The sequence below is a fragment of the Bacillus sp. BSL6 genome (genome assembly GCF_052928345.1).
In genome coordinates this window covers 665,323-681,149 of the sequence record NZ_JAVGCW010000002.1, presented here as the reverse complement: position 1 = coordinate 681,149, position 15,827 = coordinate 665,323, and the positions used below count along the sequence as shown (strand labels likewise).

Below are 15,827 nucleotides of genomic sequence, written 5' to 3'. Positions count from 1 at the left end.
ACGATACTGCCTCGTGTGGAGTGTTATACCCCTCGTCCCTTCGGGGCTGCGAGAACACTTTGAAGCACTAACTTGTGTAAATTTGATTGAATTGTATAGATTTAGTTAAGTTTATCGTATCGGAAAATTGGCACGTATGAAAAACAGGTCGAACAGTTAAAAGAAAGTGAAGAGAAACTTGCTTCTGTTCGAGTGGAAAAAGAGAGTGCAGAAAAACGAAAGCAAGATTATGAAATATTAGCAGCACTTGAACCTCTCGTTATTGAAAAGCGTGCGCATGAGAAAGTGTTAGAAAACGAGAGCGGGCAATTTCCGGTAAACGGAATGGCGCGTTATGAAGCGATTAAGGCGAAAATGGAGCCGCTCCAATTACAAGTTGATTCGCTCTATAAAAAAATAGAGACAGTGCAATCGGAAATGGAATCGATTCAAATAGATGAAAAGTTTTTACAAAAAGAAAGTTACGTAGAAGAACTTCGAATGCAGCATATGTCTTACGAAAATGCACGCCAAGAAATGCGTGATGTGACAGGGACGATTACGAATATAAAAGAAGAGCTTGCGGAACTAGAACAACAAATCGGTGCTACTTTTGAAAAAGAAACAGTTCTTTCATTTGATATGAGTTTGGCAACGAAAGAGTTAATTACGCAAGCAGTGCAAAAGGCGCGCGAATTAGAAACGCAAAAAGCACAGCTTGATGATCGTTTTAAAGTAGCGCAAGAGCAATTAGAAGAACAAGAAGAAAATATAAGGCAGATTCAGAAGCAAATGTTAGCGGATGAAGAGCGAAGTGCGTTAGTTGAGAAAGAGAAGTCGTTCCAAGATGCGGCGTTTATCGGTATGGGCGCTGAGAGAATGAAGCGCAAGTATGAGGAAAAAGCAGGAGCGGCTATGCAAAAGAAAAAGCAGTGGCAAAGAGTTTGTCTTCTGTTACTTCTTATTAACACCGGCGTTTTATTCACAAGCTTATTTATAGACAATCGCCCGCTCTTATTTATTAGTGTTATTGTGTTTGTAGCGATTGTTCTTGCCCTCGTTTTATATAAAGATCCGTCAAGCGGATTACAAGAAGAGCTTCTTACTCTTCAGCAAAGTGCCGGCGGGAGACAAAGTGAAGAAGCGATGTCTGTGCGCTACCAGTTAGAAAAAGATGAAGAGATACGTAAACTATTTGAGCGTGAGTCATATAAATTGCAGCAAATGGAGCGAGCGTATGATAAAGTCGTTTCATCGTATGAGGAATGGGAGAGAGAAACGTTCCGCACGAGCGAACAAGTAAATGTGTATAAAAAGCGCTATACGTTCCCTGAATTTTATACGTATGCGCACATATTGCCGGCGTTTGAGCGTATGGAAAAAATGCAGCAATTATATCGTGAATTAGAGAAACAAGGCACGCGAAAATCTTCATTATATGAAATGATTTCGCAATTTGAACATAAACTAGAAACTGTTATCGGTAGTGCGGAGTATAGTAAGCTGCACGAGGCGCAAAGTCGTATGCAAAATGAGAAAGAAAAACGCCAAACTTGTAAGCAGTTAAAAGAAAAACTGACGGAATGGCAAGAAGAATATGAGTTCATGCAAGAACAATTGAAACAGCTGTTAGTAGAACGAGACAGCTTATGGCATATTGCAGAAGCTACAAATGAAGAGATGTTTTTAGAAGCAGGTAAACTAGCGGAAAAACGTGAAGATGCAGAGAAACAAGTAGGGCGTTTATTGCCGCAAATTGATCTGTTAGAACAACGTTTAACGAGTTTATCATTAGCTGAACATTATGAAGCTGACGGTTATGATGAAAAATTAAAGCAAGAACTGACAGTCATGCAAAACTGTCTTACAAAGGAAAAAGAACTGACAGAGCGCATTGCGAAACATCGTATGGAAATTGCGAATTTAGAAGAAGGAAGTACGTACGGCGATTTACTACACGAATGGGAAATGAAAAAAGCGCAAGTGCGTGAACAAGTGAAGAAGTGGGCTGCTTATGCTGCTGCAAAGACAGTGTTAACGAAAACGAAGCAATATTATCATGAAGTACATCTTCCTCGTATTTTACAAAAGTCAGAAGAGTATTTCGTCTATTTAACAGGCGGACGATATAGTAAAATCTTTTCACCGTCAGAGGCGGAGCCGTTTATTGTAGAGCGTAACGATGGTATGCGTTTTTATAGTCATGAACTAAGCCAAGCGACAGCTGAGCAGTTGTATTTATCGCTGAGATTTGCGTTAGCAAAAACATTTGAGCATGATTATCCATTTATTATTGATGACAGTTTCGTGCACTTTGATGCGGTAAGGACGAATCGGACGATTGAACTTATAAAGGAAATTGCAAAGGATAGACAAGTGATCTTCTTTACATGTCATGCGCATTTACTCGCGTATTTTACAGAAAAACAGATTATAAAATTAACACATATGCGTAAAGAAAATGAGTTGTAGTGTGCTATACTAAAAGTAACTGATTTGGTGGAGGAATTCGAATGAAAAAGAAAATTGCAGAGTATGAAGTTGGTGAACAAGTCGATATTTTCTTGTTAATTAAAACAGCGACAAAAGGTATCGCGAGCAATGGAAAGCCATTTTTAACAGTAATCTTACAAGATCCAAGTGGAGATATTGAAGCGAAATTGTGGGACGTATCACCAGAAGTTGAGAAACAATATGTAGCGGAAACAATCGTGAAAGTGGCTGGAGATATTTTAAACTACAAAGGCCGTATTCAATTACGTGTGAAACAAATCCGAGTTGCGAATGAAAATGAAGTAACAGACATCTCGGACTTCGTAGAAAAAGCGCCAGTGAAAAAAGAAGATATGGTTGAAAAAATTACGCAATACATATTTGAAATGAGAAACCCGAACATTCAACGTCTAACAAGACATTTATTAAATAAGCATCAAAACGAATTTTTAGACTATCCAGCAGCGACGAAGAACCATCACGAATTCGTATCTGGACTAGCGTATCACGTCGTATCGATGCTTGATTTAGCAAAAGCTATCTCAAATCTATACCCATCATTAGATAAAGACTTACTATATGCAGGCGTTATTTTACATGACCTTGGTAAAGTAATCGAATTATCTGGCCCAATTTCCACAACGTATACGTTAGAAGGAAATTTACTAGGCCACATTTCGATTATGGTGAACGAAATTGGGAAAGCAGCAGACGAATTGCAAATCGATGCAGAAGAAGTATTAATTCTTCAACACATCGTCCTTTCTCACCACGGAAAAGCAGAATGGGGTAGCCCGAAACCACCATTAGTAAAAGAAGCAGAAATTCTGCATTACATCGATAACTTAGATGCAAAAATGAACATGATGGACCGTGCATTAGGACGCACAAAACCAGGCGAATACACAGAGCGTGTCTTTGCTCTTGATAATCGTTCGTTCTATAAACCGTCGTTCCATAATTAATAGTGTGAATAAAGTGGCCTCATTAAGTGTTAATACGCTTAGTGAGGCTGTTGTATAATGATAATAAAGTTATTGAATTTTGATTATTAAAAAGCTAAGAGCCTTGCTACATTCTACGTAGCAAGGCTCTTTAAAGTTGTTTCAAATTACATCCATCTGTTCGTTCAAGTGTAACTATTCGCAATTATTTGATATTATACAGGTGAATAGAAAGATAAATTAAAATTTAGTTTCGTAGTTGTAAAAGGAGGTTATTTATATTATTCTCTTATAATTTTCCAAAAAGGAGAGTTTATGAAAAAGATTATTGTTTTTGTATTAACGATATTTATATTATTCTCAGGATTTGCAACACAAAGTTATGCGTTGTCAGATTCGCAATCTGCGGCAATACAAGCGTTGCTAGATGATGCCTGTCGTATATCAGGTGTGCCGGGAATGTCAATCTCAATACTTGCTGATGATGAAGTGTTCTACTTTTCTTCAGGGTATGCAGACCGTGAAAAGGGGTTGTCTGCAAGTGAAAATACACTCTATGAGTTAGCCTCGGTCAGTAAAGCTTTTACCGGTATGGGTATTATGCTATTGGAAGAGCAAGGGCTGCTTTCAATGACTGACCCTGTCCAAAAATATTTACCTTGGTTTACATTAAAGTATCAAGGGAAACCTGTTGATATGCAAAGTCTTACACTAAATAACTTTCTTCACCATACCAGTGGTCTAACAAATATTAGGCATCTTCAAAATATTCCACAAGGCAATACACCGGATATGTTGCAAAAGACTGTGGAAATGCTCGTGGATGCTGAATTGGCGTTCCCTCCCGGTGAACAGTATAACTATGGAACCGTTAATTATGACGTATTGGGCTTGGTTATTGAGATTGTGTCGCGACAAAGCTATGAAGACTTTATGAAGGAACAGGTATTTCAACCGTTAGGTCTTCACCAGACGTATGTTTATAAAGAAGCTGCTCAAGCCACTGGACAGTTGGCACAGGGCTACCGTTCTTCCTTTTTTATGACAACTCCATTTAAAGCTCCGGATTATGCTGGGAATAAACCCGCAGGCTACATCATTTCTAATACAAAAGATATGGCGCGTTGGATGGGCATACAGATGGGGATCGTGCAGGACATACCCGAAATATTTCACATGGTTATCGAAAAATCACATAGGGGTGATATGTCTGTTTCGGCTGTCAACGGTATGTATTATGCGGCAGGCTGGTCCGTAAACGCCGAACAAACGATTATAGAACACACTGGGGGCAATCCAAATTTCAGAACCGAAGTAGTCATACTGCCAAATGAACGAACAGCCGTCTCCTTGCTGAGCAACGGCGCAAATACCAATACAAACATGGTACTAAAAGTTAAAGATATATTAGAAGGCAATCTAACTCAGTCATATGAAATAAGCGGCACACAGCTTTTGGATATCATTTTGTCGTCTATCACAATTATTCTTTGCCTATTGGCCGTTTTGCTATTTCTCTTAGGATTACGCAGAAGGAGAACGAATGAGCGGCAGCCAATGACAAAAAAGAGAATAACCGTAACAGTTATTTTCCTGACCGCTACGATTGCCCTGGGTATACTGTGCTGTGCTTTCGATTGGTCAACAATACTTATGTGGCAAACATATAGTGTTCTTACAGCTTTGATTTCGTCAGCATTATTAACAGCAAGTATTACATGGTTTGTATACACTCACCGATAAAATACCTCGCTCCCAAGATAAGCATAATGTTAAGTAATTAAATTTTAATTTATCGGTATGCTTAATTTAAAAAAAAGACACTTCGGTGTCTTTTTTAATATCATCGACAAAATTCCCAGCCAAACCTAATTACCATAGATTCCACGAACCTGCTCCGTTCGTGGAATAAGGATTTTTAAACAACTATATTATTTCTGCACAGCTGTTTTTATAGGAAGTACATAAGACTTTATAAAAAAATATCTCGAATTTGAGATAAATCTCTTGCTTTTTAATCACTTGAGGTGTAAAGTGATAGTAACGAAAGTGATTGAGTCATATGGAAAACATACACTCAGTTGCTTTCGATAAAAAACAAAGTAAGTTATGCAGTAAAAACTAAGATGAATTTACAAAAATATAATTAAGAATAAATTGAAACGTTAAAAACCATATTAGTTGTGGAAAATGTCATTTTTTTAGTTATCACTTGACTAGTAAAACGAAACGGAGGAATAAACAATGTATGAAATTAAAGGGCATCATCACATTTCGATGGTTACGAAAAATGCAAATGAAAATAATCACTTTTATAAAAATGTACTTGGTTTACGTCGCGTGAAAATGACAGTGAACCAAGATGATCCATCAATGTATCACTTATTTTATGGAGATAAAACAGGAAGTCCAGGTACAGAATTATCATTTTTTGAAATTCCTTTAGTAGGAAAAACGTACCGCGGTACGAATGCCATTACTCGAATTGGATTACTCGTTCCTTCAGAGGATAGCTTACATTACTGGAAAGAACGATTTGAGAAATTTGATGTAAAACATAGTGAAATAACAATATATGCAAATCGTCCTGCTTTACAATTTGAGGATGCTGAAGGACTTCGCTTAGTACTACTCGTTTCAAACGGAGAAAAAGTGGAGCACTGGGAAACTTGGGAGAAATCAGAAGTTCCTGTAGAGCATCAAATTCAAGGAATGGGTTCTGTGGAAATGACAGTTCGTAGACTTGATAAAATGGCGAGTACACTTACAGACATGTTTGGTTATACAGAGGTTAGCCGCAGCGAAGAGGAAGCGATTTTTCAGTCCATTAAAGGCGAGGCTTTTGGAGAAATCGTTGTGAAATATTTAGATGGTCCTACTGAAAAACCGGGCCGCGGTAGCATTCACCATTTAGCAATTCGTGTAAAAAATGATGCAGAGCTTGCTTATTGGGAAGAACAGGTGATACAAAGAGGCTTCCAGTCTTCAGGAATCATCGACCGTTTCTATTTTAAAAGCTTATATTTCCGCGAATCAAACGGAATCCTATTTGAAATTGCGACAGATGGACCAGGATTTACAGTTGATGGAGATGTGGAACATTTAGGAGAAAAACTTGATTTACCACCGTTCCTAGAAGATCAGCGTGCAGAGATTGAAGCGAATTTAGCACCTATTGAAGAGAAGTAATAGAAGAGAAAATATAAATTTTAAAACCATTGGAGGAATATAAAATGAACCAATTAAAAGGAATTCACCACGTTACAGCAATTACAAGTAGTGCAGAAAAAAACTATGAGTTTTTCACTCACGTTTTAGGAATGCGTTTAGTTAAAAAAACAGTAAACCAAGATGACATTCAAACATATCATTTATTCTTTGCAGATGATAAAGGTAGTGCAGGAACAGATATGACATTCTTTGACTTCCCAGGTATTCCAAAAGGAGTACACGGTACGAATGAAATTTCAAAAACTTCATTCCGCGTGCCAACTGATGCAGCTTTAGAATATTGGGTGAAACGTTTTGACCGCCTGGAAGTCGAACATACAGGAATTAAAGAGCAATTTGGTAAGAAAACTCTATCTTTCGTTGATTTTGATGACCAACATTATCAATTAATCTCAGATGAACTTGATAAAGGGATCGAATCAGGTACACCATGGCAAAACGGACCAGTTCCATTAGAATATGCAATTACTGGTTTAGGACCTGTATTCATCCGTATTGCAAACTTTAGTTTCTTCAAAGAAGTGTTAGAAAAAGTTCTATTATTTAAAGAGGTTGCGCAAGAAGGAGAATTCTATTTATTTGAAGTGAACAAAGGCGGAAACGGTGCATCTGTCATTGTAGAACATAATACGGTTCTTCCAGAAGCACGACAAGGTTTTGGTACAGTGCACCATGCTGCATTCCGCGTAGAAGATCGCGCTGTATTAGAAGAATGGATTGAGAGAATCAGTAGCGTAGGGCTTCCTTCATCTGGTTATGTAGATCGTCACTTCTTCGAGTCATTATACGCAAGAGTTGCACCACAAATCTTATTTGAATTTGCAACAGACGGCCCAGGATTTATGGGAGATGAGCCATACGAAACACTTGGCGAAAAATTATCTTTACCTCCATTCCTAGAGCCAAAACGTGAAGAAATCGAAAAATTAGTTCGTCCAATTGATACAGTAAGAAGCACGAAGGAATTTATTAAAGAGTAAAAGTAGAGGTAATAAGTAGGAGAGCAAGTAGTTTTAGCTGATAGCTGGAACTGCTTGCTTTTTTATTTGTTCTATTAAGTTTTCTGACAATTGTTTCTCAAATTATTAAAAAGGAAAACTTCGGTATAATTCATTTAAATTATAAATTTTCTGATAATTATTTTTCAATACATAGAAAAGAGGTGATAATATACAATTTGGATAATTGTATAAATATCCTAATTTTGTAAGTTTAAGAAAAGGGGATGCGAGTGTATGGGAGTAGATGTAGTAACAAGGGAGCAAATGAAACACTTATTGGATGATTGGTATCATTCAATGTTAAAACAAGATGTGGTTAAAGCAAAAGCACTAAATGAAGAAATAGAGTCCAAGATTATTTATATTAAAGAAGATCAGTATGCAGCATTTTATCAAGCATTATTAAAATTCCGTTATCATGTGCTAATTGATAGTTTGAGTATTACAAGGAATAGTTTTGATGAAATTGATGCTCTTATAATTCCTAATGACGCACTTTTAACACATTATTATCACCTCTTCAAAGGCATTCATGCAATGTATATATCAAATTACATTGAGTCACAAAATCACTTTGAAGAGGCTGGGAAATTACTGAAACATATAACATCTTCGTTGGAACATGCTGAATTTAATTATAGATTTGCATATATGTCTTATCAAACATATAAACCATTGATGGCAATTGATCAAATACGTTTAGCAAAAGATGAATATGAAAAACATCCTGGATATGAAGTTTGTATTGCTTTATGTGAGAATATTTTTGCAATGGCTTGTATTGACTTACGACAATTTGAGCAAGCCGAAGAAAGTTTTACAAAATCATTGGATGTGTTTCAACAAGTAGGTATTGAACGATTTACATTGATGGTTCGTAATAATTTAGGTTTGATGTATGCCAATCAAAACTTATCAAAACTTGCAATTCGTCACTTATCAGAAGTTACAAGAAAATCTCCAAATCATTTCAGAGCACTATATTTGGAAGCGGATGAATATCTAAAATTAAATGAATATAGTAGAGCTGAACCGCTGATAGAGAAAGGAATATATCTTTGTAATCAGTTGGAAAATCAAGAATATCAATATCGTTTTACGATTTTAAAAGAAATGATTACAAGTACTGAAGAGCTAGAAAAATCTGTTTTAGCAGGAATTGTGTACTTTGAAAAAGAAGAATTATTTGATTGTATTGAAGAATATACAGATCGTTTGGCAGATAGATTTTACAATGAGAACAATCATGAAAAAGCTAGTAAGTATTATCACATGAGTAAAGAGGCTAGACATAAACAAATGAGTAAAGGAGCGTTAAAATAATGAGAAAAATTGTATTTGCAGTGGCAGGGTTTGTTTTTACGTTATCGGTCTTGAGCTCAAATCTATTTAGTAACAATGCACTAAATAAAGGTGACGGAGGAGCACCAGCAAGACCAGACTACGTTAACATTGGCGACACAGGAGGAGCACCAGCAGATAATAAAGGCGACGGCGGAGTAAGCCAACTATAATAACAAAGAAAGGGACTTCAACATGAAGTCCCTTTTTCTATTTTCAGGCCATGTAGAGAAAAGAATTGACTTACTTTAAATGTGTAACTATAATAGTTACAAAACAACTATCACTAATAGCAGTGATTAATATTTTTTAGTATAATTGTAACTGTTATAGTTACAATTAAAATTAATCATAAAACAACCAAAAAATGTAAAAACTTTAAATAGCAATAAGAGAAAGGAGACGGGAATGTTGAAATGGTTTAAGTTTTATTTGATTAGCGGTATTGTACTCGTTTTGCTTATCGTATGTAACTTCGTTGATAAGCCGATTGCGAAGGTTGGAGAAGTGAAAGATACTGTTATGATGAAGCTGAATACGAAAGAGAGTATGGCGCAAATTGACGGGCAGACGATTTATTTTAAGAAAATTGGTGAGGGGAAGCCTCCTTTACTTATGCTGCACGGGTTTGGTGGTTCTTCAGATGGATTTAGTGATATTTATCCGGAACTAGCGCGGGACCACACGATTATTGCAGTGGATATTTTAGGGTTTGGACGTTCTTCTAAGCCAATTGATTTTGAGTATTCGTTTCCTGCGCAAGTGAATTTATATTATAAGTTAATGAAGAAGCTCGGATACGATCAGTTTGCGGTGCTCGGTCATTCGATGGGCGGAGAGATGTCCCTCAATTTAGCGTATTTATATCCGGACGCAGTGACGCATCTCATTTTAGCAGACTCTACAGGAATTGAATCTTTCCAGCAAAAAGAAAGTTATGAAGTGCCGCCGCTATCAACCGATCTTCAAACGGTAACTGAGATTACGGATTACAATAAAAATGAAGTGAAAAATAGTCGTGATGATAAAGGGCATTATGATCAGCTGACGAAAATGAGAGAGCGCCGCATTGCGATGGAAGCTGATAAAATTAAGGTGCCGACTTTAATTATATGGGGACGACACGATAAGAGTGTTTCTTGGAAAAATGGTGAACTGTATCATGGTTTATTTGCAAATAGTACGTTCCATATTATTGAAAAAGGATACCATGCGCCGTTTCGCCAGGAACCAATCGAGTTTATGGAATATGTACAAGCGTTCTTCACGAAGAATCCACAATGATAAAATTTTAAGCATAAATCTACTTCTTTCCTCATACAGTGAAACTAATAAGGCTTGTCTAAGGAAAGGAATGAAGTAGAGTGGAAACTTTACCATGGTGGGTGTATCTTGTAATCGTTGGAATCGTATTAAGTGGCTACATGGTTTTATATACTTCAAAAAAAGAGCAAGAGATGGATAATGAGTTTATTGAAAAAGAAGGCGAAGTGTATATGAAGCGTTTAGCAGAAGAGCGCGAGAAACGTAATCAGGATAGTGATAAGGATTCTGTATTGCTTTAATAGAAATGTTCAAAGGCTACCATCTAGTAGAAGGTTACATCTAGGTGGTAGCCTTTTTCTTTTTGGGGGAGCATGTATACGAAATTCATCATGAACTTTTATTGATGGCATTTATATATATGTTTCCTCATAAGAATGGAACTAGCGGGGTATTTTACTGGGGGGGATTAAAAATGCATAGGGATGAAACTTCATTACATCCGGATACAGGTGTTACATCTGTAATGTTTGTTGAGCGTTCATTAAATGAAATTCGTTTTTGGTCTAGAATCATGAAGGAACATTCTCTTTTTCTTCGCTTAGGGTTTAGATGCGAGGATACGCAATTAATCGAAGAGGCGAATCAATTTTATCGATTGTTTGAACATATTGAACAAATAGCGCATTCCTACACAAATGAAACAGATCCTGAGCAAATCAAAAGATTTAATGCAGAAGTACAACAAGCCGCAACTAATATTTGGGGGTTTAAACGAAAAATTTTAGGATTGATTCTCACATGTAAATTACCAGGACAAAATAACTTTCCACTGTTAGTTGACCATACAAGTAGGGAAGCTGATTATTTTAGAAGACGTTTAATGGAATTAAATGAAGGGAAATTAGATGCCCTTCCTGATGCTATTATTAAAGAAAATGTTTTCTTTCTAAGGATTATGGCAGACCATGCTAAATTTATTGGTCATCTTCTTGATCCATCAGAAAGAAAGCTTGTAGATACAGCTCGGAATTTTAGCAATGATTTTGATGCATTAATGTATCAAGCAATTGACTTAGAATCAATGAAACCACAATCCCAAACAGTCCCTCTTTTAGATCAATTTTTAGATCAAAATCGTGTGTCAGTTGCATCGCTTCGGGATTTTAAGAAGACAGCACGTGATTTAATTGAGCAATGTAAAATAAAGAGTATCATTCACCCACTATTGGCAGACCATGTTTTCCGTGAAGCTGATAGATTTCTTGAAATCATTGATATGTATGATGTTCATCTTACAAATATTCAATCACAACCTAGATATTAGAAGGTAAGGAAAGATACTATTTTGCTTTCAGTTGAGAAGTTAACAATGTATTGTTAGCTTCTTTTTTGTGTAGAAATGTCTCTTTAAAAACTACATAATTCCCTTTGACCAAATATGTAATTATTTGTAAAGTGATATATATGGAAAGATTGTGAATGTACAAGAAATCTATGTGTAGTAGATTCTAATAAATTATTCGGGGGAAATTTATTAGTTAAGTATATTAACTTTTTGTACTAAATTTTACAAATAAAGGGTTATTAGTAATCATGAAAGCAAAAAAATTAGTAAGTTTAGCATTACCAGTATGGAAACACATTACAAATTTATCATATGGACGATAACGTTCGTATTCGGTATGCAAAACAATAAATAATCGGCAAGAAACTCTGTAATAATTTTTACAGGGTTTTTGTTCGTTCTAATTGTATTTCTTCATTATTTTCCTAGATACTAGTATAAGTTGGGAGATGAATAAAATGATTTTCTTTCTGGAAAATGATAAGAAGGGGAATCAGGATAGTGATAAGGATTCGGTTTTATTTCCTAAAATATATCAACGATTTTTCAAATATATCGAACACAACTTGAAATATATCAACGATTTTTCAAATATATCGAACACAACTTGAAATATATCAACGATTTTTTCAATATATCGACGATTCGACATAGGATATCGACTTACCGACACAAAACGACAATATTAAGAAGCACGGTTATTGTTCGGGAAATTATTATTGGAACATAGCATATAGAGTGTACATACTAAATAGCACCATTATAAGCTGTAACGCACAAGTTGCACAGCCTACGCAACGACAACTCGCTTTACTCATCATCATGTATTTGCTCTTACTAGACGTAGATAGGTGAGAAACATAGTATGATTTTTAGTGAACGTTTAAAAGAAGAACGAGAAAAATGAAAGAAATCCCCTACACTAGCTGTTCTTTTCACTCAAATTGTGTACTATAAAGGATAGGATGACATAAAGAAGGGGACATTTAGAATGGAATTTCATGAACAAAAGATTTTGCCGGCAGTAAGGCAAATTAAAGATTTGGAAAAGCTATTACATAGTTCGTATGAGTATATCGTTATTTTAGATATTCATGTCGGTCAATTGAAGAGTGTTATATCACTTGCGAAGCAATATTGTAAAAAGGTGTTTTTACATGTGGATTTAATTCATGGCTTGCAGAGTGATGGGCATGCGACGGAGTATTTATGTCAGGAGTTTAGACCGTACGGGTTACTTTCAACGAAGGCGAGCGTCATTATGAAGGCGAAGCAAAAAGGTGTTGTGGCAATTCAGCGTATTTTTTTAATCGATTCGAGTGCAATGGAGAAGAGTTGCAATCTTTTAGAAAAGACGAAGCCGGATTATATAGAGGTGCTCCCAGGAGCGTTAACGGATGTGATCGCTGAAGTGAAAGAGCGTACTGGTGTACCAATTTTAGCGGGTGGTTTTATTCGTACTGTTGATGATGTAGAGAGAGCTTTAAATGCTGGTGCGACAGCAATTACGACATCAAAACGCGAACTATGGAAACATTACCAAAAAAAGTGACGAAAATGTGAAATAATTCTGTTGACACCGCTTTCATTAACGGTTAACATTATAGACAAGTTAATAAACGTGACGGAGAAAAGTAGAGATCCACATTTCATTGTTTCTATATAAATTTATATAGAAGCGTGCAAAGCTGTGGGTCTTTTTCTTTTGACAAAAACGAATGGCCATTCATTTTACCTCTATCACATTTGAAAGCGTTTAAATTGATTGTGGAGGGATACTATGTCAGCATTTTTAGGAGAGTTAATAGGGACTGCGTTGTTAATCGTACTTGGTGGCGGCGTTTGTGCTGGTGTAAGTTTAAAGAAGTCGTTTGCGAAAGATTCTGGTTGGATTGTTATTACAATGGGCTGGGGCTTAGCGGTAGCGGTTGCAGCGTACGCGGTTGGATCAATTAGTGGGGCACATTTGAATCCAGCTTTGACGATAGGATTAGCATTTAAGGGAGCGTTCCCATGGAGTGACGTACCTGGTTATATCGCAGCACAAATGATTGGGGCAATTATCGGGGCAGTTATCGTATATTTACATTACTTACCACACTGGAAAGAAACAGAAGATCCAGGAACAAAGTTAGGTGTATTTGCAACAGGTCCAGCAATTCCGAACACATTTGCAAACCTTTTAAGTGAAATGATTGGGACATTCGTTTTAGTATTTGGTATATTAGCAATTGGTGCAAATAAATTTGCAGATGGATTAAATCCATTTATCGTAGGTTTCTTAATTGTAAGTATTGGTTTATCGTTAGGTGGAACGACAGGATACGCAATCAACCCAGCACGTGATTTAGGTCCGCGTATCGCGCACTTCTTCCTTCCGATTGCAGGAAAAGGCGGTTCAAACTGGAAGTATGCATGGATTCCAGTAGTAGGTCCGATTTTAGGTGGATCACTTGCAGGATTATTCCATCAAGTTGTATTTGAAGGAAAACAAAATGCAGCACTTATTTATGTGATTATTGCAACTGTGATTGTACTAGCAATCTCTTATATGACAAGCAAAAAAAGTGGAAGCAATACAAATAGTAGAAAAGTAGCATAAGGGGGAAACCATTATGAAAAAATATATTCTTTCATTAGACCAAGGAACAACTAGCTCACGCGCAATTCTTTTCAATAAAAAAGGTGAAATTGTTCATTCAGCTCAAAAAGAATTTACACAACATTTTCCAAAGCCAGGCTGGGTAGAGCATAACGCGCAAGAAATTTGGGGATCTATTTTAGCGGTTATCGCAACTTGCTTAAGCGAAGCAGATGTAAAACCAGAACAAATCGCTGGTATCGGTATTACGAACCAACGTGAAACAGCGGTTGTATGGGATAAAACGACTGGTAAACCAATTTATAATGCTATCGTATGGCAATCTCGCCAAACAGCTGAAATTTGTGATGAGTTAAAAGAAAAAGGTTATAGCAAAATGGTTCGCGAAAAAACAGGTCTTTTAATTGATGCATACTTCTCTGGTACGAAAGTAAAATGGATTTTAGATAACGTTGAAGGTGCAAGAGAGAAAGCAGAAAACGGCGATCTATTATTCGGAACAATTGATTCGTGGCTTGTATGGAAACTATCTGGTGGTAAAGCACACGTAACGGATTATTCAAACGCATCACGTACATTAATGTTTAACATTCACGACTTACAGTGGGATGATGAGCTTCTAGAAATGTTAACAGTACCAAAGAGCATGCTTCCAGAAGTACGTCCATCATCTGAAGTGTATGGAGAAACAATTGACTATCACTTCTTCGGGCAAAATGTACCGATTGCAGGTGTAGCTGGTGATCAACAAGCGGCATTATTTGGACAAGCTTGTTTCGGTGAAGGTATGGCGAAAAATACTTACGGAACTGGTTGCTTCATGCTAATGAACACTGGTGAAAAAGCAGTAGCTTCTGAGCACGGTCTATTAACAACAATTGCATGGGGAATAGATGGTAAAGTAAACTATGCATTAGAAGGAAGTATTTTCGTAGCAGGTTCTGCAATTCAGTGGTTACGTGACGGAATGCGCATGTTTAAAGATGCAAGTGAGAGTGAAGTATATGCTTCTCGCGTTGAATCAACTGACGGTGTATACGTTGTACCAGCATTCGTAGGATTAGGTACGCCTTACTGGGATAGTGAAGTACGCGGCGCTATGTTTGGTGTAACGCGCGGTACGACGAAAGAACACTTCATTCGTGCAACACTAGAATCTTTAGCTTACCAAACAAAAGACGTATTATGCGCAATGGAAGCAGATTCAGGTATTGAACTAAAAACATTACGCGTTGATGGCGGAGCAGTTAAAAATAACTTCTTAATGAAGTTCCAAAGTGATATTTTAGACGTTCCTGTAGAGCGTCCAGTGATCAATGAAACAACAGCTTTAGGTGCAGCGTATTTAGCTGGTCTTGCGGTTGGATATTGGAAAAACCAAGATGAAATTAAAGAACAGTGGCATATGGACAAACGCTTTGAACCAACGATGGAAGCGGAAACAAGCGAAGAGCTATATGCTGGATGGAAAAAAGCAATTGAAGCAACAAAAGCTTTCAAATAATCATAAACAGTGTTATAATGGTGACAAGTTAATAATTCGGTAGGAGATTTGGAGAGACCACAACACGCTATAGAGGCGAAATCTATAGCGGAGTTTGTGGTCTCTTTTTTCGTTATCAAAG

General features: G+C 36.7%; 13 protein-coding genes. All 13 read left to right on the top strand.

Going from position 1 to position 15,827, the window contains the following annotated elements:
* The first annotated feature begins 192 nt into the window (after window positions 1–192).
* The 13 genes from RCJ96_RS09730 (at window position 193) to glpK (ending at window position 15,706) form a co-directional block, all read left to right on the top strand.
* Window positions 193–2,451, top strand: a complete 2,259-nt coding sequence (locus tag RCJ96_RS09730) for an ATP-binding protein (RefSeq protein WP_270796832.1) — start codon at window positions 193–195, stop codon at window positions 2,449–2,451.
* A 41-nt stretch (window positions 2,452–2,492) separates the two neighbouring features.
* Window positions 2,493–3,437 carry a 3'-5' exoribonuclease YhaM gene (yhaM, locus tag RCJ96_RS09725; protein ID WP_000726638.1) on the top strand — a complete coding sequence of 315 codons (945 nt, stop codon included), beginning with the start codon at window positions 2,493–2,495 and terminating at the stop codon, window positions 3,435–3,437.
* 294 nt (window positions 3,438–3,731) lie between these two features.
* Entirely contained in the window at window positions 3,732–5,159 is a 1,428-nt protein-coding gene (locus RCJ96_RS09720; RefSeq protein ID WP_074609723.1) for a serine hydrolase domain-containing protein, read from the top strand.
* 501 nt (window positions 5,160–5,660) lie between these two features.
* On the top strand, window positions 5,661–6,605 hold the full coding sequence (locus RCJ96_RS09715) for a ring-cleaving dioxygenase (protein WP_416504745.1): 945 nt from the start codon (window positions 5,661–5,663) through the stop codon (window positions 6,603–6,605).
* A gap of 44 nt (window positions 6,606–6,649) precedes the next feature.
* A complete protein-coding gene (locus RCJ96_RS09710) occupies window positions 6,650–7,627 on the top strand; it encodes a ring-cleaving dioxygenase (RefSeq protein ID WP_001072554.1) in 978 nt (325 codons plus the stop codon).
* 255 nt (window positions 7,628–7,882) lie between these two features.
* Window positions 7,883–8,971, top strand: coding sequence for a response regulator aspartate phosphatase (locus RCJ96_RS09705; protein ID WP_074609720.1), 1,089 nt, complete (start codon window positions 7,883–7,885; stop codon window positions 8,969–8,971).
* Window positions 8,971–9,162, top strand: coding sequence for a hypothetical protein (locus tag RCJ96_RS09700; RefSeq protein WP_080493761.1), 192 nt, complete (start codon window positions 8,971–8,973; stop codon window positions 9,160–9,162). Before RCJ96_RS09705 ends, RCJ96_RS09700 begins: the two co-directional genes overlap by 1 nt.
* A 235-nt stretch (window positions 9,163–9,397) precedes the next feature.
* Window positions 9,398–10,273: an alpha/beta fold hydrolase gene (locus RCJ96_RS09695; RefSeq protein WP_446699764.1), complete on the top strand. Its 876-nt coding sequence runs from the start codon at window positions 9,398–9,400 to the stop codon at window positions 10,271–10,273.
* Between the two features lie 80 nt (window positions 10,274–10,353).
* Window positions 10,354–10,554 carry a sporulation YhaL family protein gene (locus RCJ96_RS09690; protein WP_000449227.1) on the top strand — a complete coding sequence of 67 codons (201 nt, stop codon included), beginning with the start codon at window positions 10,354–10,356 and terminating at the stop codon, window positions 10,552–10,554.
* Window positions 10,555–10,727: 173 nt separating this feature from the next.
* Entirely contained in the window at window positions 10,728–11,579 is an 852-nt protein-coding gene (locus RCJ96_RS09685) for a DUF2935 domain-containing protein (RefSeq protein ID WP_038356538.1), read from the top strand.
* 1,012 nt (window positions 11,580–12,591) lie between these two features.
* Window positions 12,592–13,152 (top strand): glycerol uptake operon antiterminator GlpP, encoded by a 561-nt coding sequence (gene glpP, locus RCJ96_RS09680; protein WP_000394287.1) that lies wholly within the window; start codon window positions 12,592–12,594, stop codon window positions 13,150–13,152.
* Between the two features lie 228 nt (window positions 13,153–13,380).
* Window positions 13,381–14,202, top strand: a complete 822-nt coding sequence (glpF, locus tag RCJ96_RS09675) for a glycerol uptake facilitator protein GlpF (RefSeq protein ID WP_001272193.1) — start codon at window positions 13,381–13,383, stop codon at window positions 14,200–14,202.
* 13 nt (window positions 14,203–14,215) lie between these two features.
* Window positions 14,216–15,706, top strand: a complete 1,491-nt coding sequence (glpK, locus tag RCJ96_RS09670; RefSeq protein ID WP_416504746.1) for a glycerol kinase GlpK — start codon at window positions 14,216–14,218, stop codon at window positions 15,704–15,706.
* Window positions 15,707–15,827: the final 121 nt, after the last annotated feature.